The sequence below is a fragment of the Arthrobacter ramosus genome (genome assembly GCF_039535095.1).
Lineage (GTDB): Bacteria > Actinomycetota > Actinomycetes > Actinomycetales > Micrococcaceae > Arthrobacter > Arthrobacter ramosus.
Genome location: NZ_BAAAWN010000001.1, coordinates 4,346,794 through 4,365,344 on the forward strand (window position 1 = coordinate 4,346,794; position 18,551 = coordinate 4,365,344).

Consider the following 18,551-nt stretch of genomic DNA (forward strand, 5'->3'; position numbering starts at 1 on the left):
AGCCCCGGTTTTGCGACCCCGGCGCCGGAATCGAGCCCCACCGCGAGCCCGCCCCGCCAAAAAAGCCCTCAAACGATCGCGGAAACCCCTGTCACGGCCCGGCCCACGATGAGCGAGTTGATCTCGAACGATCCTTCGTAGGTGTAGATCGCCTCGGCATCGGCAAAGATCTTGGCCATCCGGTAATCGGTCACGATGCCGTTCCCGCCCAGGATGGACCGGCCCATCGCCACGGTTTCGCGCATCCGGGCGCTGCAGTACGCCTTGGCCAGGGCCACCTGTGCCATTTGGGCTCCGCCGTGCCGCACTCCCTTGCTGTCCGTGTAGATGTCCTCCTGCAGCTGGGCGATCCGCACCATCATGCCCATGCTGGCCACGGCATTTCCGAGCATGTCCACCAATTGCTGCTGGATGAGCTGGAACTTCGCCAGCGGTCGGCCGAACTGCCGGCGTTCAAGCGCGTACTTCCGGGCGACGTCGAACGCCGCCAACTGCTGCCCCACAGCCTGCCAGGCCACCATGAGCCTGGATCCGCGCAGCAGGTGGTTGGTGTCGGCGAAGCTGTTGATCCCGGCGAAACGATCCGCCTCGGCAATCCGCACGTCTTTGAGGACAATGTCGGCGTTTTGCACGGTGCGCAGGGCGATTTTGTTCTCGATCTTGGTGCGCGTCACTCCGGACAGCGTGGCGTCCACGATGAAGCCTCGGACGGCGCCGTCAGCTTCGTCCCGGGCCCAGACCAACATGTGATCGCAGAACGTCCCGTTGCCGATCCAGCGCTTGGCGCCGTTCAACACCCAGTAGTCACCGCCGTCGTCGGCTCCCCCGGCGACCCGGCGGGCCACCGTCTGCAGGCCGCCGGCCACGTCGGAACCGTGATCCGGTTCCGTGAGCGCAAACGCTCCGGTGGTCCGGAGGTTTGAGGCGTCGTCGAGGTACCGGTCCTGCTGGTCCTTGGAGCCGAACTCGTAGAGCGCCTCGATGAAGAGGTCGTGGTGGACCATGAAGAACGTGGCAATAGAGGTGTCCACGCGGGTCATTTCCGCGATCACGAGCCCGGCGAACAGGTTGCTGTAGCCGCGGTGCGTGGGGGTGCTTAGGCGAAGGGCCGCGAGCTTGGGCAGGATGTGCGCCGGGAACTCGGCCTTGTCCCACCAATCCTTGGCATACGGCGCGATTTCGGTGGCGAGGAATTCCCGGAGCTCATTGAGTTTGCGCTGTTCCTGGACGCTGAGGAGCGATTCGAAATCGAAAAAGTCCGCCCCAGGCAAGGAGGGCAAAGAACCCGCCGAGTGTTCCACAGCGGCCGCCACCTTGTGCGCCTGGCTCACTTGGGTGCCATCCGGATGGCGCCGTCGAGGCGGATGGTTTCGCCGTTGAGCATGGCGTTTTCCACGATGTGCGCCACGAGGTTGGCGTACTCGGCGGGGCGGCCAAGACGTGCGGGGTGGGGTACCTGCTGGCCTAGGGAGAGCTGCGCGTCCTGGGGCAAGCCGGCGAGCATCGGGGTTTCGAAGATGCCCGGCGCGATGGCCATGACCCGCACCAGCGAGCGCGCAAATTCACGGGCCAGGGGCAACGTCATCGCGGCCACGGCTCCCTTGGACGCGGCATATGCAGGCTGCCCGATCTGTCCATCGAAAGCCGCCACGGAGGCTGTGTTGATGATGACGCCGCGTTCCTCGCCACCGAGCTCGGTGGACGCAGGCTCGTTTTGGGCCATTGCGGCGGCGGCCAGGCGGATCACGTTGAAGGTGCCCACGAGGTTGATCTGGATGACCCTGTTGAAGTTCTCCAGCGGCAGCACGCCGTCCTTGCCGAGCACCTTGCCCGGGGTTGCTACGCCGGCGCAGTTGACCAGGATCCGGAGCGGGCCCAGCGCGACGGCAGCGTCGACGGCGGCTTGCACTTGCTCTTCATTGGTGACGTCGGCGGGGACGAACAAGGCCCTGCCCTCGGCCCCCAAGGCATTGAGTTCGGCAGCGAGAGCCTCTCCGGGAGAGGAATGGAGGTCAAGCAGCACTACCGATGCTCCGGCGTCGAGCAATCGCCTTGCGGTTGCGGCCCCCAGTCCCGAAGCCCCGCCGGTTATCAACGCAACTGCGCCCTTGATGTCCATCCATCCTCCTTGATGCAGAACCAAAATCCGTTAATGAATGTTAACTGAATCACTTTGATTGTGCACTGCGGAGGGGCCTGCGGCCAAGCGCGCGGCGTTAGGCTGTCACCATGTCCGCCCCCGACGCCCCGCAGGGCACCACCGGAACACCGGATTGGGCCGCGCGAGCCGACCACGGCGCACGTTCGGTGACCCGGCATTTCGGGCGGCGCCTCCTTTCCCTTCCCGGAACACATCTTGCTACGCCGATCCAGCCCTCCAACGGTTTCCCGGGTCAGCCGTGGAACTACTGGTGGCAGGCTCACTACGTCGACTGCCTCGTGGACGCCGGGTTGCGCGAACTGGCCTCGGGATCAAGATTCAACGGCGGTGATCGCCCGAGCGCTGGCCGGCTCGCTTCACGCCTGGTCACCACTGTCCGCTTGCGCAATTTCCTGCGCTACGTCAACAGCTACTACGACGACATGGCATGGCTCGCCCTCGCCGTCCTGCGCCTGGACGCCCTGGCCGAAAAGGCGCACCAGCCCGGCCGTCGACGCAACGCCCGCTTGCAGAAAAGTCTCTCTCCGCAATTCGAGTCGGCCTCCACCGACGACATGGGCGGCGGCACCTTCTGGAGCACCAAACGAGATTTCAAGAACACCCCGGCGACGGCGCCGGTGGCACTGCACTTCGCCCGGACCGGCAAGCCGGAGCGGGCCCAAGGGCTCCTGGACTGGCTCGACGCGACGCTCTTCGAACCCACCCGCGGCCTGTACCTCGACGGGGCTTGGATCAAGGAAGGCAAGCTCGTCCTCGCGGAAGAGGTCTACACCTACAACCAAGGCCCAGTGCTCGGCGCCTTGTTGGAGCTGGGTGGGGATGCGAACCTGGCACGCGCGGCCGCCTTGGTGGGCTCGGTGGCCGAACATCTGACCGTCTGTGGGCCTGACACTCAGGGGAAACTCGTTCTTCGCGGTGAAGGCGCCGGCGACGGCGGACTCTTCACCGGAATCCTCGTCAGATACCTGGCCCTCGCCGCTGGGGATGTGCGCTTGCCCGCGCCCACCCGCGCTACCGCAGGCCAATTAGTGCTCGACACCGCGGAGGCGGTCTGGGCGGGGCGGACTGTGCGCGCCTACGCTGCCCACGGGACGTCCGGAAAGTACGACGACGACGCCGGCTGGCTCATCTTCTCGGCGGAACCACAGCGTCCGGCCGCCGGGACGTATCCGGCGGGCACCGCCGTCGAGCTTTCCACCCAACTGCAGGCGTGGATGGTGCTGGAAGCCGCCGCGCGCGTCCAGTTATTGTCAGTGCCGGGGCCTAGTCTGGAGCTGTGAACCCGTCCCCGAGTCCGTTGCCTGTCACCGTGGTCGCTCCGTCGGCGGAATGGTGGCAGATCCTTGGAGCGCTCAGTCCGCTCGCTGTCCTTGTCGCGGCGATCGTTGCCGCAATCGTGGGCCTCCTGTCCCTGCGGCAGAAGGCGCGGGCGGATAACAGGTCCGAGTGGTGGCGCCGTGCTCAATGGGCGCTGGATGCGTCCCTGTCCCGCAGTCGCTCCGAGGCCGAAATGGGCCAGAAGGCCATCGAGATTCTGGGCCAAAGCGAACTCGCCTCGCGGGAGGAACTCGCGCTCCTCAAAGTCGGCACGGAGGATGAGCTCCTGGCAGCCGCCAAGGCATCCGAAACCCGAGCCCTCGCCCCCTCGCAGCGTCCCGCCTCGGTGAACGCTGAAGACCGCAAAGTCCAGATAGCCGCCGCCAAGGCGAGGGTCTTGCTGGACCGGCGACTCGGGGAAGACACCCCAGGCTGGATCGTCGCGCTGTCCGCCGAGAAGCCCGAGTAAGGCTACTCCCCCACAGGCGCCGGCTTTTTCTTCTGCGGATACAGAGTCTCCTGTCGCGCCAACATCTCGACAAAACCAGCGATCTTCCTGGCCCGAGTTTCCGCCTTCTTCACCGAGTTGGTGCGGTAGATCAGGGAATAGCGGTTGACCGCGGTCAGCACATCGAACATCGCCTGGGCTTCGGGAACTGCGGCGATGGCGGCAGCGAGGTCCTCCGGGACTTCCGCGTCCGCTTGGCCCACGTAGGCCGCTTCCCAACGCCCGTCCGCCTTTGCGCTGTCGACGGCGGCCCATCCGGCCGGGGTCATCTTGCCTTCAGCTTCCAAACGGGCAATGTGCCCGACGTTCCGTTTGGACCATGGGCTTTTGGGGCCGCGACGGGTCATGCGCTGGAAGACGCTTTCGTCGTCGCGCCTTCTGCCTTGGCCGTCGATCCAACCGAAACAAAGGGCCTCGTCCAAGGCAGCGGCGTAATCGAGCTCCGTCACGTTGCCGCCCTTCTTGTGCAGCACGAGCCATACGCCGGGGCTATCGCCGCCATGCTCTTCGAGCCAGGACCGCCATTCGGCAGCGTCTTTGACGATCAGTTCTTCAAGTTCAACAGCCATGGCCCCATTCTGGTGCCAGCTAGGCTGTGGCGAAAGCCCACTGACTTCTGCGGAGGATCCATGCTGCGTGTCCGACCCGTCCAGTTCACGTCCGACGTCGCCGCTTGGAAGCACCTTCTTGTGGCGCTGGGCCTCGTGTGCGTCGAGGACCACGGCGATTGGGTGGAGTTCGACGCCGGCTCCGGGCGGGTGGCCTTGCACCGTGTTTCCCCTGGCTCGCCCGACGACGGCACTACGGTATTCGGCGTCGAGGTCGGAGATCTGGCCGAGTTCGCCCGACGCACCGTTGCGGACGGAACCCGCGCCGAACTGTTCGACGCCGATCGCAGGCAGGCCGTCCGCGTCACCGCCCGGGACGGCTTCACGTTCCTTGCCGATAAGGCGAGCAGCCGCACGACCAGCCCGGAAGCGGATCCGGGGCTCGCCGTCGTCGGGACCTGGCTCACGCCGGATGTGCCAGGGGCCGCGCAGGAGTTGCGCAACATCGGCGCACGGCCGCGGCATGCGTCCGCGGACCTCGCGGATTTCAGCACGAAGAACGGCGGCATCCTTTTGGTCCGGGAGTCTCCGGAGACGGCTGCGGGAAGCCTGGCTTTCGAGTACGACGGCGACCTCGCAGCTCTGGAAGCCCGGCTCACCGCCGCCGGACTCAGGGCAGCCTTCGCCCTGGCCGGCTCGCTTCTCACGATCCAGGCCCCGCTCGGCCGAACCATCACTGTGGCCGGGTCCTTCTAACCACACCCTCGCTCACCAATACCGGCCTTTCCCCCGACGCTCGCTCACCTAAACCGGTATTTCCCCCAACGCTCGCTCACCTAAACCGGCCTTTTCCCTAACGCTCGCTCACCTATACCGGCCTTTTCCCAAACGCTCGCTCACCTAAACCGGTATATCCCCCAACGCTCGCTCAGATCATCTGCAGAAGGGACACCGATTTTGGCCACATAAGTGAGCGAGCGTTCCCGGTTTGGGCTCGACGCAATCCTGGCTCTCTGATTCGTGCGGCATGGAACGGCATGGGATGGGGTAGAACTTAACCATGAGTGTTCGTACCCCTGACCCGTACTCCGGCTGGCTTTCCGATGAAGACCTCTTCGAAGCCCGCGGCCGCCTCCCCATGGTTTACGTGGAGGCGGTTCCCGTGCGTCTGGATCCACTCGGATTCGTCAACGAGGTAGGTACCCTGCTGCAGGGCGACGCCGACGGCGCCATGGTCCGTTCGTTCGTGTCCGGCCGCGTGCTGTACCGCGAAACCATCCGGGCCGCGCTGTTGCGGCACATGGAAAAGGACCTCGGGCCGCTGGCCTTCCCCCAGTTGCCCGTCAGTCCCGTGCCGTTCACGGTGGCCGAGTACTTCCCGGCGCCGTCGCAGACCGGCTTCACGGACGACCGCCAACACGCCGTGTCCCTCGTCTACGTCATCCCCGTGACCGGCGAGTGCGAACCGCGCCAGGACGCCCTTGAGCTGACGTGGATGACTCCGCAGGAAATCCTCAGCGACGACGTCCAGCAGGAATTCAGCGGCGGCCGAGGCAATCTGGTCCGCCAGGCTTTGGCTTTCGCCGGCGTCGGACAGTAGCGGCAGCGCGGGTAGTAGCCACCTCCCCGATTTGCTGGGTGCGTTTTATAGACTGTTGGGCGGACCCCAAGAGAACCAAAGGACTTCCGATGACTCACAGCCCGGCCGACCAGCAGTACCGTGAAAAGCAGGCTGGGGCCCTGCAAATCGGGGACTACTTGTTCCTCCCTGGGGATGGTCCCGCGGAGGAAATCACGCACATCGAGCTCGAACACGACGACTTTGGCGCGCCCGCGCTCATCCTGGTGACCACGCTCGACGGCGGGAGCGTGCGGATCGCGATCGGGTCCAGCGTCGCGGTGGGTGAAGCAGCTGTCGTTCCCGACGACGACGCGCTTCCCACGGAAGATCCGGCCACGCTTGCGGAGCCGGTTCCCGGCGACGCGCCCGAAGGCGGTACACCCGACGACGCGCCCGACGGCGGTACGCCCGACGCCGGTGACTCACCCGCGGAAGCCGTTCCCGCCGTCGTCGTACCTCCTTTGCCTGCGGTGGAACCGACTGTCAGCGGGTCCCTTATGCCTTCGACGGCGCCGGATCCCGCGCAGCTCGCCCTGATCCCTGAACCGACCGACTCCCCCGAGGACGTCGTGGCCGCCGCCGCCGAAGCGCACCCCGGCAGGAACGGCGTCTCGGTACTGAGCGAACGCCTCGTGAAGGGCATCAATACGAAGTCGGGGAGCTGCCTGCGGGATCTGAGCGACCTGGCCCACGATCTTTTCATCGAACTGCGGGATCCGGACCACGCCCTCGCGGTGGCCGATATTCTCAACGTGCTCCCCTACGACGGAAACCGCGACCGGTGGATGTCCGTTGAACGTTCCCTCGCGCTTTCCAGCTTCATTTGCCGCGAGCTCGGCCAAGCGGAACGCGCGGAAGTCTACGATCAACTCCTTCAAGCGCCGGACACCATCGAGACAGACCCGTTCAAGGCCCGGATCGCCGCCAAAGTCCGGCAGCGCGGGCTCAACGAACCGAACCTGTACGACAAGGAAATCTTCCGTTCCATCGACAACGGCAACCGCGATGCCGAGCGCGAATGGCGGCTGCTCCGGCTCGAAACCCTGCTGTTCCTGCGCTCGCACGGCGGCTCGAACACCCTCGGCGTAGGTGAACTCGATCACCGGATCGCGAACGAACTCGAGGCCGTGCGGGCTTAGGCGCTATCGGAGGATTTCGCAAGACCTGTCGCGTTCGCTCCAACGGCGGTAGATTCGGGCCATGACGAACAATCTGAGCGTTGTTGTAAATGCCGACGCGCAGCAAGTTTGGACTTCGCTGCGCGAACCGTCGCTCGTGGCTCAATGGCACGGCTGGGAGGCCGATGAGCTTGGCGACGAAATCAACCAAATCTACTTCAGCACCGCCGTGGTCGAGAATCCCGACCACACAAGCCTCACCGTGAACGGCGGGGATGTTTTCGACCTCACCCCGGTCAGCGGAGGCACCGAGGTCCGCGTAACTCGGGCCGCATTGGACCACGATTCCGAATGGGCCGCGTGGGACGAGGACATCACCCAAGGCTGGCTGACGTTCCTGCACCAGCTCCGATTCGCCCTGGAACGCCATCCACACGGGCACCGGCGTACGCATTTCGTCTCCCTGCCGGGCGGTAGCGGCTCCGGCATCCAGAAACTCGGCCTGGCCGACGTCCCGGCTCCTGGGCAGGAGTACTCGCTCACGCTCCCCACGGGCGAGGCCCTCTCCGGCAAGGTCTGGTTCCGGAGCAACCACCAGGTGGGACTCACCGTGCACAGCTACGCGGAGCACGGTGACGGGCTGCTGATTGTGGCTGACCAGCCGGTGATTCCGGAGAAAAGGCCCGACGGCGGCACTATCGTGATCGCTTCGACGTACGACCTGGGTGCCGCCAGCCTGGACTCGATCCGCTCCCACTGGGACGGCTGGAAGGCTGAGAACTACCCCACAGAGGTGCATTCGCACTGACGATTCACGCTCCGGGGCTGGCAGACTGTAACGGTGCCAGCCGATTCTTCCCTGACCAACCCCGGATCCAGCTCCGAGTCCGATCCTTCCACCCTCGCAGCTGCCCGGCAGTCCGCGTTTTCCTTCGAGGTGGGTGCGCGGCTCAGCGAAACGCGCCCGCCGTCGTCGAGCCTTTTGAACGCCGACGGCGACAGCCGCCAGGGGAACGGCAAACGCGGGGAGTTCCTGGGCCGCACCGGAACCATCACCACACCCCATGGCCAGATCCAGACGCCCGCGTTCATCGCCGTCGGGACCAAAGCCACGGTCAAAGCAGTGCTGCCCGAATCCATGAAGGAACTCGGCGCGCAGGCTTTGCTGGCCAACGCCTACCACCTGTATCTGCAGCCGGGACCGGAGATTCTGGACGCTGCCGGGGGGCTCGGCGCGTTCATGAACTGGGACGGGCCCACGTTCACGGACTCGGGTGGATTCCAAGTGATGAGCCTCGGTTCGGGGTTCAAGAAGGTCATCGACATGACCTCCGTGGATACGTCCGGGCCTGACGACGCCGTGGCCCCGGGCAAGGAGCGGCTGGCCCATGTCGACGAGGACGGCGTCTGGTTCAAGTCGCACCTGAACGGGGACCGGCACCGTTTCTCCCCGGAGATCTCCATGCGGGTGCAGCACAAGATCGGCGCCGACATCATGTTCGCCTTCGACGAGCTGACCACCCTGCAGAACTCCCGTGGCTACCAAGAGGAATCCTTGGAGCGCACGCGTCGCTGGGCCGAGCGCTGCGTCGTCGAGCATGAGCGGTTGACAGCTTCCCGGGTGGGCAAACCCTACCAAGCCCTGTTCGGCGTCATCCAGGGGGCGCAGTACGAGGACCTTCGCCGCAAGGCCTGCCGGGACCTTGGCGGGATGCCCTTCGATGGTTTCGGCATCGGCGGCGCCTTGGAAAAGGAAAACCTCGGCACCATCGTGCGTTGGTGCAACGAGGAACTTCCCGAGAACAAGCCTCGCCACCTCCTGGGCATCTCCGAGCCGGACGACATCTTCACAGCCATCGAAAACGGCGCCGACACCTTCGATTGCGTCTCCCCCACCCGAGTGGCCCGCAACTCTGCCTTTTACACTCCGTCCGGTCGGTACAACCTCTCCGGGGCACGCTACAAATCGGACTTCGGACCCCTGCAGGATGGTTGCGATTGCTACACGTGCGCCAACTATTCGCGGGCGTACATCCACCACCTGTACAAGGCCCACGAGATGGTTTCGGCCACGCTCATCTCCATCCACAACGAACGCTTCGTGGTGAAGATGGTGGACGACGCCCGCTTGGCCATCGAATCCGGGGACTTCTTCGAGTTCAAGGCCGAGACCTTGGGGCAGTACTACTCGTAGGTTTCCCGCCGCCTCCCGTCGAGATCACCGGGCTTGCCGGAACGGTGCCGGTTCGCCGGAGCGTTCCGGCGAACCGGCACCGTTCCGGCGAGCCGGCGTTTTCCACATAGCCGACCAAGCGGCTTCCGTGCGCCCAGACGGCCAGCGAGGCTGGATGAATGACCCCTTCTCAGCCGCCTTCGCTCCCGGAAAGGGGGAACCTTTGGCGCACCGATCAACTCCACGCACATGGGCTGAATTCCCGCGCAATCCAGGTCCTGGTGCGTCACGGCAAGCTTGTCCGGCTACGGTACGGATGCTACATCCGGGCCGCGCTCTGGCAGAAGCAATCCGCTTGGCTCCGAAGCACGCAACTGATCTACGCGCATGCGCATGGAACGCTCACGACGTCGGCGGGAGACTTCGTATATAGCCACACTTCGGCGGCGCGGCTGCACCGCCTCTTCCTTTGGAATGTCGACGACCTCATCCACATCCTGCTGAGGGTCCGGCCGTCCAGCGAGCGCCTTGGCAAGGACGTCCGCGGTCACACCCGGCCTTTCGACGAGACGGACGTTGTGACAATCGGGGACTTGCGAGTCACGTCTTTGGAGCGGACAGTGGTGGACTGCTCGATGCTACTCAGCTACAAGCAGTCGCTGGTGATCATGGACCATGCACTCAGGCTCGGCGCAGATCGTGCCCAATTGCAGGCAATGGCCGACGCGTTGGATGGCCGACGCGGGGTCAGGAACCTTCGAAAGGCCCTGTTCAACGCTGATCCACGATCCGAGTCGGCGGGCGAAAAGTTGTGCCGCGAACTGATCTCGCGGCTGAAGTTGCCGATGCCCGAACCGCAGGTTGAGGTGCAGAGCCGGGCAGGGCGGCATCGGCTCGACTTTGCCTGGCGGAAGGACAAGGTCGCATTGGAATTCGATGGCGAGGTCAAGTACTTCGATTTCAAGCCAACAGCCGAGGTGATTTTCCAAGAGCGGCGCCGGGAGAAGGCCCTTAGCGAAGACGGCTGGCGTTTCGTCCGCGTGGAATGGAAGCACCTCTTTCGCGAGCAGGAATTCAAGAACCGGATACTGAACGCCCTCCGTCGTTAGCCCGCCGCCGTCGAGCTCGCCGGAACGCGCCCATGTCGCCGGAACTCTCCGGCGATCCGGCACCGTACCGGCGAGCTCGCGCCGCGGAGCCTCCTCAGGGGCGGTCCGCCGTCGTCACGCCGATCACCAGGAGAACCGCATTGAGCACGACGGCGGGCACCACCAGCACTTCTGGGGCGTTGAACAGCATGCCCAAAGCCAAAGGCACCAGGGCGAAGAGGCACAGTACGTAGCCCCGGATCCTGGTTCCCAGCATGGCGGGTCCGCTACGTCCAAGCTGCATCAGGTACACCAATTTGGTCAGGTCTTCCTGCTGGCGGAAGGCTCGCCGCAGCATCCCCGCGCCCAAACCGCCGCCCGCCGCCGCGCCCAGGACGAGGAGCTCCACCCGGAAACCGCCCGCCAGCACGAAGAATCCGGCAGCCGCCGTCGTCCACAACCCCATCAGCATGACCGGCAGCGCGACGTGGACCCAACGCGAGGCCGTCCTGGAAATCGGGAGGAGGGCGTCGAGGCTGGGAGCCATGCGTAATTGCCAAAGAGGCCCGGCAGCCGCTGTGGAAGAGAAGATCGCGGCGGCCAGCAGGACGGGAAGCAGGATGATCGGTGAATCGAACGTCCGGACCAGCCCGGTCGAGGGGACGACGGCGAGACCCAGCCCCCAGCGCCACAGCCGGCCGGGTTGTCGGGCGAGCACGGTTGCTTCCGCGTGGAAGAGCGCGCCCGCTGCGGTGCGGGGCGTGCCCGGGAGCTTGATCCGGCTCCGCTTGCCGCCGCTGGAAAGCGAGGCACTGAGCTCCCCGGTGTCCATGAGCGTCAGCGCAGCCTGGACATGTCCCCTCGCGGACCCCGCCTTGAGCAGCGATGTCGTGCGGACGCTGGAGAGCTTGTTGCGCATGCCAAGCGCCGCGGCAACCACGGCGAAAGCAGGGGCGACGGCGAAGATCCAGTTGCCTTGCAGCGTCCCGAACAGCATCGCGCCGAGTGCCGCCGATGCAGTCGCCAACAGCCAGGAGGTTGCCCGGCCTTGCTGCCGGGCGGGCGTCTGCGGCAGGCCCGGCGCTGCCAAGCGCGTCTGGGCGAACGCGGCCAGCACGAGGATAGCCGCGCCGGTCAAGGCCCCTGCCAGGACCCGCCCCGCAAACACCACCGCGTTCGAGCCGCTGATGACTGCCACAGGAATGGTGGTGAGGGCCCCGACGACGGCGGCAGCCCAGACTGCGCGCCGCAAGCCTCGGGCTAGGAGCGGTTCGCGGTCGATAGCAAGCGAGTACCACCAGTGCCGCTGATTCGCCGTGATGGCCAGTGGCCCGAGCCTGCCCGACACCCAATAGGCCGCCAGGCCCAGAAGCCCGAACCCGGCCACTAGACCGTATGCAACAGGAACTACACCATAGCCGGCCGAAATCAGGTGGCCGCCGAAGCCATGCTCCGCCGCGGCAGTGAGCCCGTTGAGGAGGCCTGTCGCGTAGATCAGGCCGACGCCGAACGTCAGGAACTGGATATACAGTTCGTTGAGCCTGGACAGCAAGGATTGGCCGCGCGGGCGAATGACCTTGCGTGTGGCACGCTCGGGGTCGAAGTCCACGAACTCCGGCTGCGCTACGGCAGCGATGGACATGCTCACCGGCGAATCCTCGCCACGGCCTCGTCCGTACTAACCACGCGTGCACCGCCGTCGTCGACAATTACGGCACGGGTACACGCCGCCTGGGCGACGTCCGCATCATGCGTGACCATGACGACGGCGGCACTCTTCTTGGCAGTCCGGGCGATCCTCTGCGCGAGCAGGCCGCGCATGCGGGTATCGAGCCGCTGCTCCGGTTCGTCCAGGACCAGCAGTTCGAAGGGACGGATGAACGCCGAGGACAGGAGGAGCTTGCGGCGCTGTCCCGAGGAAAGCTGATCGGGAAACGCATCGGCCACCGTTTGGAGCTCGAAGAAATCGATCTCTCCCTCGACAGCAGCCTCGGGGTTGGCGAGGCCATGCCCCCGGGCCACCAAGGAAAGGTGCTCGCGGACCGTGAGTGAATCGAAGTAGGCATCCTCATCCAGCAGCACCGAGACCTTGCTGCGAAAGAGTGCCGAGCGGTCGTCCGGCATCAAGCCAAGAACGTGGGCATCGCCCTCAATGGCGGCCTGGGCGCCAATCATGGTGCGCAGCAGAGTGGATTTGCCGGCACCGTTTTCGCCCATCATCCCGAGCACCTGCCCGGAGAAAACCTCGACGTCGAGCGGCCCGCACACTGCATGGTCGCCATAGCCTGCAACAAGATTCTCGGCCGTGAGCACGGCATTTCCCAGCTTCATCCTCTGAAACTACCGGACTTCCCTGCGGTTCCCCTGAGCCGACGACGCCCGCTCACATATATGGCATCCCGGGCCGACGCCCGCTCACTTATATGGCGTTACGGCCGAAACGCCCGCTCACTTATATGCCGTTTCGGCGCGACGCCCGCTCACTTATATGGCATCCCGGGCCGACGCCCGCTCACTTATATGGCGTTTCGGCGCGACGCGCGCTCACACCCAGTAGCTAGGCTCGCGCTTCTTGATCCAGCCAATGACCAAGGACGTTACGGGCACGAGGATGTATTGGACACCGACCTTGTACACAAAGCCAACGAGCACGTAATTGACGAAGCTGCCGAAGTCCGTGATGCCAATGACCGAGGCCGCGATGCTGCAGAAGATGAGCGTGTCCACGAATTCACCCACCCCGGATGAACCCATAAGTCGAGCCCAGAGGGTTCTCTCACCCGAGCGGGCTTTCATCTTGACCAGGATCAGGGAGTTGATGGTCTGGCCGGCCAGGAAAGCAAGGAGTGAAGCAAGGACGATTTGGGGAACTGGCCCCAGCGCTCCCTCAATGGCTGCCTGCTTGGCAGTACCGTAGTCGTCATTGAAGCCGGGAAGCGCGATGATGATCCAGTAGCAGAGCGATGCGAATGCTGACAATGCGAACGAGGTGATGATCGCTTTGCGGGCAACCTTGAATCCATAGATCTCGCTCATCACATCGCCAAGAATGTAGGCAAGCGGGAAGAGGAAGAATCCGCCATCAGTGATGATCGGACCGAAGACGACCCCTTTGGCAGCGCCGATGTTGGACAGGATCAGCACGACAGCCATGCATGCCAGCATGATGCCAAAGTATGGGGAGCCTATTAACGCGAAGCGCGGCGCGGGTTTACTCAGGGTCTGGGATTCTGATGCTGACGTCATCGCTTGTCCGTTCGTAGTGGTTCGCGCAAGCGGCCGGAGTTAGCGCGGCGCCCCGCTGTATTAGCACTGGTGGTGGACCCGCTTGCAAAACCGCGGAGCCTCCCCCATTCTCGCATCGAGGAATCGAGAATTGTCCGGAAACTCGCCACCGCCTAAAACGTTCCATCACGTCAAGTGAGCGAGCGTCCCGCCAAAACCCGATATAGGTGAGCGAGCCCCTCATCGTCAAGCTGGTTGTGAGTCATTCATGACCTGTTGATTGAAGGAGCCGGCGATGGCCGTTGATAACAAGGGTTTCACGCGTGAAGAGATCCGTGAGTTCATGCATGAGTACTATTTGCAGCCGCACGGGTCGAGGAAGGTGTGGCTTGCCTCGACGTCCGTTTCCGAGTGGACGTTCCGCCGGTGGCGCAAGATGATGGTCCAGGGCGATATCGACCGTGGCCTGATTCCGCGGGAGCATGGAGGCATGGTCCCTACAAATCGTGAGCTCTCCGCGTTTGAAAAAGCACGCGCGAAGGAAATGGCTGCCCACCGTGCCGAAGTCGAAAGACTCCAGAAGCGGGTGCGGGAGCTGGAGGATACGAATTCCGCGCTGGGAAAAGCTATCGGGCTCTTGCACGACTTGAGCGCGCCAGAGCCCGATACAACCCCGACGAGCGCTCAGAACGGTTCGTAGCGGCCGAGAACAGCCTGGTCCTGGAGTTGCGTGTGATCATCGGCTCCCAGCGGACAGCGCTCGAGCTGGCGGGCGTGTCGCGCGGGACCTGGCATTACCGGTCCAATCCCCGTCCGGCGGTGCAGGACCCGATCCACCAGGCCGACCGGGCCTACGAATGCCGGATCAGCACCGCGCATCACGACCGGATCCTGGGGCTCATCCTGGCCGGTTGGGAGAAGGGCAACTCCGTCGACCATGCCTTCGCCACCGCTTGGGACAACGGCGTGCTGCTCGCCTCCAACCGCACGTGGTGGCGGATCGCGGCAGGGCACGAGGATCAGCAGGCCCGCCCCATCATCCCGCGCAAGCGTGGGGTCAAGCGCGGCTCCTCTGAGATGCCGGTGGTCAAGGCCACCGGACCCTGCCAGGTCTGGTCCTGGGACATCACGGACATCTATTCAAAGTGGCAGGGGAAGGTTTTCAAGGTGTACTCCATCATGGACATCTTCTCCCGGGAGATCGTCGGCTGGCGGGCGGAGGAACGCGAGTCCGACCACCTCGCCGCGGAGATGTTCGAGACAGCCATCGCCCGGCACGGCGCCCCGCTCATCGTGCATGCCGATTCAGGCCCGGCCATGAGATCAAACCTGCTCCGTGACACCCTCACCGTCCACGGCGTGGAACTCAGCCATAACCGCCCCTACGTCTGCCTCTTAACCGGCTAATCGGTTGTTTCGGACCGGTTCTGGTGCGACACGCCGCGGGGATGTCGCCCGGTTCGGCCGGGACGGAGCGGATACTTCTGTGTCATGGTGACCGGCAAGGATTTGCGGTTGGAACCCGGCGACGGGCAGTGGCGGCTGGCAGGAGCCGGCGCCGATCGTTTCGGTCCGGTCAACGAGTATCTGGGATATCTGACGGACCGGAACTACTCGCCGCGAACCGTACGGACCTATGGCTATGATCTGCTCGCGTTTTGCCGTTGGCTCAGGGAGCAGGACATGGAGCTCCCATCTGTTGGCACCGATGAACTGCTCCACTATTTATCGGCGTGCCGTCAGGCCCATGTTCCCGGCCGACCCGGCCCTAACGTTGTCACCATGCAGGGCCGGCGCCTGGACAGGTACGCGCCCACAACAATCAACCAACGCCTTGCCGCCATCTCAGGTCTCTACACGTTTCTGATCATGCGCAATCCGGAGCTGAAGAACCCGGTCCCGAGGGGCAAGGAGGCCCGCCGGCCAGCTGCCGGTGAACGCACCGGGTTGCTCGCCCACGTGGCAAAGCCAAAGCCAAGGTCCGTATTGCGGCTCCGCGAACCACGCCGGCTCCCACGGGCCCTGAAGCGCAGCGAATCCGCGGACCTTCTGGCCAGCCTGCTCTGCTGGCGGGACCGGGCCATTGCCGGGCTGATGCTCTTTTGTGGGCTGCGCTCGGCCGAGGTGCTTGCCTTGCAGGTGGGCGATGTTGATATCGGCGCCCGCTGGCTATTGGTCCAGGGCAAGGGCGCCAAGGAGCGTCGGGTTCCCCTCGATGTCGACGTCGCCGGGGTGATCCAGACGTATCTGCTGGCCGAACGGCCCGAAACCACAAGCCGCTACCTGTTCATCGTGGCCAAGGGACCGACCCGCGGCCAGCCACTGACGGCTGCCGGGTTACGGACCATTTTCCGCTACCACCGTGAGGTATCCGGTGTTCAGGCCGGAAATCCACACGCCCTGCGCCATACTTTTGGCACCGCCCTGGCAGAGGCCGGCGTGGATCTTGCCGTGATGCAGGCCCTGCTCGGACACACCCATGTTGATACCACCGCCCGCTATATTCACCTGGCCCCCACCCATGTGAAAGCCGAATATGATGCTGCCCGCGCCCGTCAACACCAACGCGACTGATCCGCCGGCTGCACTGCTGGCCTCCTACGCCGCTCACCTTGCCCTGACCCGGCGGGGAAACACTGCTTACACCACCGCGGCCAAAACGTTTGTGGCCCGCTGGCCCCACGTCCAGGACTGGGCGCTTCGGCCATTGCACCTGCAGCTGACAGCGAATAACGCCACGAAACCATTCGTGACCTTTCTGATGGTCAGCGGCCGCCTGCGACCGGACTACGACTACCTGCTGGCCCGTAAATTCTCCAGCCTCTGGCGCGAAGTCATCGGCACCGGGCTCGAGACCGATTTGGCCCGGTTCAGGACTGCAGCCGGCGAACTGGGATTCAGCGACAGGGTCGCCTCGGCACTGGCCTCACAGGTCATCGCCCGCCTGCTCATCCATACCGGCCGGATCCTGGACATCCTCACGGATGCCGACGTCGACGAGCTTGAAAAGGCCTGCCACGAGCGCCAGGACCGCACCGGCCGCAGCGCGCGCTCCTACCGGGGCCTGCTCCAAAGCACCCGGCAAATACTCTTCCATCAGGGAGTGCTGCCGCCCCCGGCGACCCGGCCCGCACCCAGGCTGCCTTTCGATAAGCGTATGGCAGCCGTCCCGTCACCGCTCCATGAAGTGTTGGTCCGCTACCTGCAGCGCAAATCAGTGACCTGCGTTCCCGCCACCGTCAGCGGTATCGCCACCCGGCTGGCCCATTTCGGCCGTGTGATCAGCGAACTGGACCCCACCCTGACGGGACCGGACGGCCTGGAGCGCTGCCGCCATATCGAGCCATACCTGATCGCACTGTCCCTGGCAGAGAACACCAAAAGCGGCGGAACACTCTCGATCGCCGAGCAGTCCCGACGGGTAAACACCGTGGCCAACTTCCTGACAGAGATCACCGAATGGGGCTGGCCCGATGCGCCAACCCGGCGGTTGCTCTTCCGCTCCGACATCCCGCGGCTGCCGCGGCCCCTGCCGCGTTATCTGCCCCCGGATGCGGACCGCACCCTGAGCGCCGAGCTTGTCCGTTCGCCAAACCGGCTCACCGCGGACGCACTGCTGCTCCAACGCGCCGCCGGGCTGCGGATCGGGGAACTGCTGGACCTTGAAATGGACTGCGTGCACGAGGTCCCCGGCCAAGGGTCCTGGCTCAAGGTCCCGCTGGGCAAACTCGCCACCGAACGGATGGTTCCCCTTGATGATGATGCATTGGAAGTACTGGACCGGATCAGCATCACCCGCTCACCGGGCAGGCCCATCCCACACCCAAGGACCGGACGGCCGGCGGATTTCCTCTTCACCCACCACGGCCACCGGCTGGGACAAAACGCCCTCCGGACCGAACTGGCCCGTGCTGGCCAGACGGCCGGACTCGGCCACATCACCACTCACCAACTCCGCCATACCTATGCCACCGCCCTGATCAACGCAGGGGTATCCCTCCAGGCACTGATGGCGCTGCTGGGGCACGTCTCCGCCGAGATGAGCCTGCGCTACGGCCGGCTTTTCGATAGCACGGTCAGAACCGAATACGAACGCGCCCTGGATATGGCCAAGGCCCGGATCGGCCCCTTGCCCACCGGACGCAGGACACTGCCGCTGGTCGATATCACCAACGGGGACTGGCGGGAGACCCCCATGATCAAAGCGCGCATGGCCGGCGGATACTGCCTGCGCGCACCCGCCCAAGAAGCATGCCCCTACGCCAACATCTGCGAACACTGCCCCAGCTACCGCACCGACAACACCCATCTGCCGGTACTCACCGCCCAACGCCACGACGCCGAAATACTCGCCCGGGACGCCGCAGCACGCGGCTGGAGCAGCGAAGCCCAACGGCACCAAAAACTCGTCGAACAACTGGACATCCTCATCAGCGAAGCCCACACCGGATGACCCAAGACACCTTCGTGGCCCGCGTCGAACAAGCCCTCGAGGAGAGGGTGGCAAACGGACAACCCGTGACGTTCACCGCCACCGCGGCAGCGACCGGAATTTCCCGGGCGACCCTCTACCGCAACCCGGAACTGCGGACGCTAATCCAGGAATACCGGCTCCGTGGCGTTCAAGGACCCACGCTCTCCGGCCTGAGCATCGAGATCGCCCAGCTACGCGCCAGCCTCGAAGCCGTCGCCGACCGCGCCCGCCACCACGAGGAACGACTCCGCCGGCTCGAACGAGCCAACACCACGACCAAGGCCACGAAATAAAGATCAAAAAAGGACGACAGCGGAC

General features: G+C 64.7%; 19 protein-coding genes. 13 read left to right on the forward strand and 6 right to left on the reverse strand.

Annotated elements, in window-relative coordinates; translation table 11 throughout:
* Positions 1 to 68 precede the first annotated feature (68 nt).
* Both ABD742_RS19985 and ABD742_RS19990 read right to left on the reverse strand, forming a co-directional pair.
* The gene (locus ABD742_RS19985) at positions 69 to 1,331 is read right to left on the reverse strand and encodes an acyl-CoA dehydrogenase family protein (protein ID WP_234754932.1); all 1,263 of its coding nucleotides are present in this window, start codon (positions 1,329 to 1,331) and stop codon (positions 69 to 71) included.
* A complete protein-coding gene (locus ABD742_RS19990; RefSeq protein ID WP_234754933.1) occupies positions 1,328 to 2,119 on the reverse strand; it encodes an SDR family NAD(P)-dependent oxidoreductase in 792 nt (263 codons plus the stop codon). Before ABD742_RS19990 ends, ABD742_RS19985 begins: the two co-directional genes overlap by 4 nt.
* A gap of 110 nt (positions 2,120 to 2,229) precedes the next feature.
* Here ABD742_RS19990 and ABD742_RS19995 point away from each other — a divergent pair, with 110 nt between their 5' ends.
* Together ABD742_RS19995 and ABD742_RS20000 are read left to right on the forward strand one after the other, a co-directional pair.
* The gene (locus ABD742_RS19995) at positions 2,230 to 3,441 is read left to right on the forward strand and encodes a glycoside hydrolase family 76 protein (protein ID WP_234754934.1); all 1,212 of its coding nucleotides are present in this window, start codon (positions 2,230 to 2,232) and stop codon (positions 3,439 to 3,441) included.
* Positions 3,438 to 3,947 carry a hypothetical protein gene (locus tag ABD742_RS20000; RefSeq protein WP_234754935.1) on the forward strand — a complete coding sequence of 170 codons (510 nt, stop codon included), beginning with the start codon at positions 3,438 to 3,440 and terminating at the stop codon, positions 3,945 to 3,947. The genes ABD742_RS19995 and ABD742_RS20000 overlap by 4 nt, the downstream gene beginning before the upstream one ends.
* Before the next feature lie 2 nt (positions 3,948 to 3,949).
* On the opposite strand, the gene ABD742_RS20005 is transcribed toward ABD742_RS20000, so the two are convergent.
* Positions 3,950 to 4,555, reverse strand: coding sequence for a YdeI/OmpD-associated family protein (locus ABD742_RS20005; protein ID WP_234754936.1), 606 nt, complete (start codon positions 4,553 to 4,555; stop codon positions 3,950 to 3,952).
* A 60-nt stretch (positions 4,556 to 4,615) separates the two neighbouring features.
* Between ABD742_RS20005 and ABD742_RS20010 the strand changes: the two genes are divergently transcribed.
* The 6 genes from ABD742_RS20010 (at position 4,616) to ABD742_RS20035 (ending at position 10,555) form a co-directional block, all read left to right on the forward strand.
* Entirely contained in the window at positions 4,616 to 5,290 is a 675-nt protein-coding gene (locus tag ABD742_RS20010) for a VOC family protein (RefSeq protein WP_234754937.1), read from the forward strand.
* A gap of 304 nt (positions 5,291 to 5,594) precedes the next feature.
* Positions 5,595 to 6,134, forward strand: coding sequence for an NUDIX hydrolase family protein (locus ABD742_RS20015; protein ID WP_234754938.1), 540 nt, complete (start codon positions 5,595 to 5,597; stop codon positions 6,132 to 6,134).
* 89 nt (positions 6,135 to 6,223) lie between these two features.
* On the forward strand, positions 6,224 to 7,294 hold the full coding sequence (locus ABD742_RS20020; RefSeq protein WP_234754939.1) for a DUF6707 family protein: 1,071 nt from the start codon (positions 6,224 to 6,226) through the stop codon (positions 7,292 to 7,294).
* A gap of 61 nt (positions 7,295 to 7,355) precedes the next feature.
* On the forward strand, positions 7,356 to 8,081 hold the full coding sequence (locus tag ABD742_RS20025; protein ID WP_234754940.1) for an SRPBCC family protein: 726 nt from the start codon (positions 7,356 to 7,358) through the stop codon (positions 8,079 to 8,081).
* 129 nt (positions 8,082 to 8,210) lie between these two features.
* Positions 8,211 to 9,467 carry a tRNA guanosine(34) transglycosylase Tgt gene (gene tgt / locus ABD742_RS20030; RefSeq protein ID WP_372460992.1) on the forward strand — a complete coding sequence of 419 codons (1,257 nt, stop codon included), beginning with the start codon at positions 8,211 to 8,213 and terminating at the stop codon, positions 9,465 to 9,467.
* A gap of 158 nt (positions 9,468 to 9,625) precedes the next feature.
* Positions 9,626 to 10,555 (forward strand): hypothetical protein, encoded by a 930-nt coding sequence (locus ABD742_RS20035; protein ID WP_234754941.1) that lies wholly within the window; start codon positions 9,626 to 9,628, stop codon positions 10,553 to 10,555.
* 94 nt (positions 10,556 to 10,649) lie between these two features.
* On the opposite strand, the gene ABD742_RS20040 is transcribed toward ABD742_RS20035, so the two are convergent.
* The 3 genes from ABD742_RS20040 to ABD742_RS20050 all read right to left on the reverse strand — a co-directional run bounded on the left by ABD742_RS20040 (position 10,650) and on the right by ABD742_RS20050 (position 13,780).
* Positions 10,650 to 12,176 carry a DUF6297 family protein gene (locus tag ABD742_RS20040; RefSeq protein WP_234754946.1) on the reverse strand — a complete coding sequence of 509 codons (1,527 nt, stop codon included), beginning with the start codon at positions 12,174 to 12,176 and terminating at the stop codon, positions 10,650 to 10,652.
* Between the two features lie 2 nt (positions 12,177 to 12,178).
* Positions 12,179 to 12,865: an ABC transporter ATP-binding protein gene (locus ABD742_RS20045; protein ID WP_234754942.1), complete on the reverse strand. Its 687-nt coding sequence runs from the start codon at positions 12,863 to 12,865 to the stop codon at positions 12,179 to 12,181.
* A 213-nt stretch (positions 12,866 to 13,078) separates the two neighbouring features.
* Positions 13,079 to 13,780, reverse strand: coding sequence for a queuosine precursor transporter (locus tag ABD742_RS20050; RefSeq protein ID WP_234754943.1), 702 nt, complete (start codon positions 13,778 to 13,780; stop codon positions 13,079 to 13,081).
* Between the two features lie 274 nt (positions 13,781 to 14,054).
* Between ABD742_RS20050 and ABD742_RS20055 the strand changes: the two genes are divergently transcribed.
* The 5 genes from ABD742_RS20055 to ABD742_RS20075 all read left to right on the forward strand — a co-directional run bounded on the left by ABD742_RS20055 (position 14,055) and on the right by ABD742_RS20075 (position 18,526).
* Positions 14,055 to 14,459 carry a coiled-coil domain-containing protein gene (locus ABD742_RS20055; RefSeq protein WP_344788838.1) on the forward strand — a complete coding sequence of 135 codons (405 nt, stop codon included), beginning with the start codon at positions 14,055 to 14,057 and terminating at the stop codon, positions 14,457 to 14,459.
* 32 nt (positions 14,460 to 14,491) lie between these two features.
* Entirely contained in the window at positions 14,492 to 15,166 is a 675-nt protein-coding gene (locus ABD742_RS20060; protein WP_344788840.1) for a DDE-type integrase/transposase/recombinase, read from the forward strand.
* Between the two features lie 108 nt (positions 15,167 to 15,274).
* The gene (locus ABD742_RS20065; RefSeq protein ID WP_344788842.1) at positions 15,275 to 16,333 is read left to right on the forward strand and encodes a tyrosine-type recombinase/integrase; all 1,059 of its coding nucleotides are present in this window, start codon (positions 15,275 to 15,277) and stop codon (positions 16,331 to 16,333) included.
* Complete coding sequence (locus ABD742_RS20070) at positions 16,296 to 18,212, forward strand: tyrosine-type recombinase/integrase (RefSeq protein WP_234752567.1); 1,917 nt, start codon at positions 16,296 to 16,298, stop codon at positions 18,210 to 18,212. Before ABD742_RS20065 ends, ABD742_RS20070 begins: the two co-directional genes overlap by 38 nt.
* Entirely contained in the window at positions 18,209 to 18,526 is a 318-nt protein-coding gene (locus ABD742_RS20075; RefSeq protein WP_234752568.1) for a DUF6262 family protein, read from the forward strand. The genes ABD742_RS20070 and ABD742_RS20075 overlap by 4 nt, the downstream gene beginning before the upstream one ends.
* Positions 18,527 to 18,551: the final 25 nt, after the last annotated feature.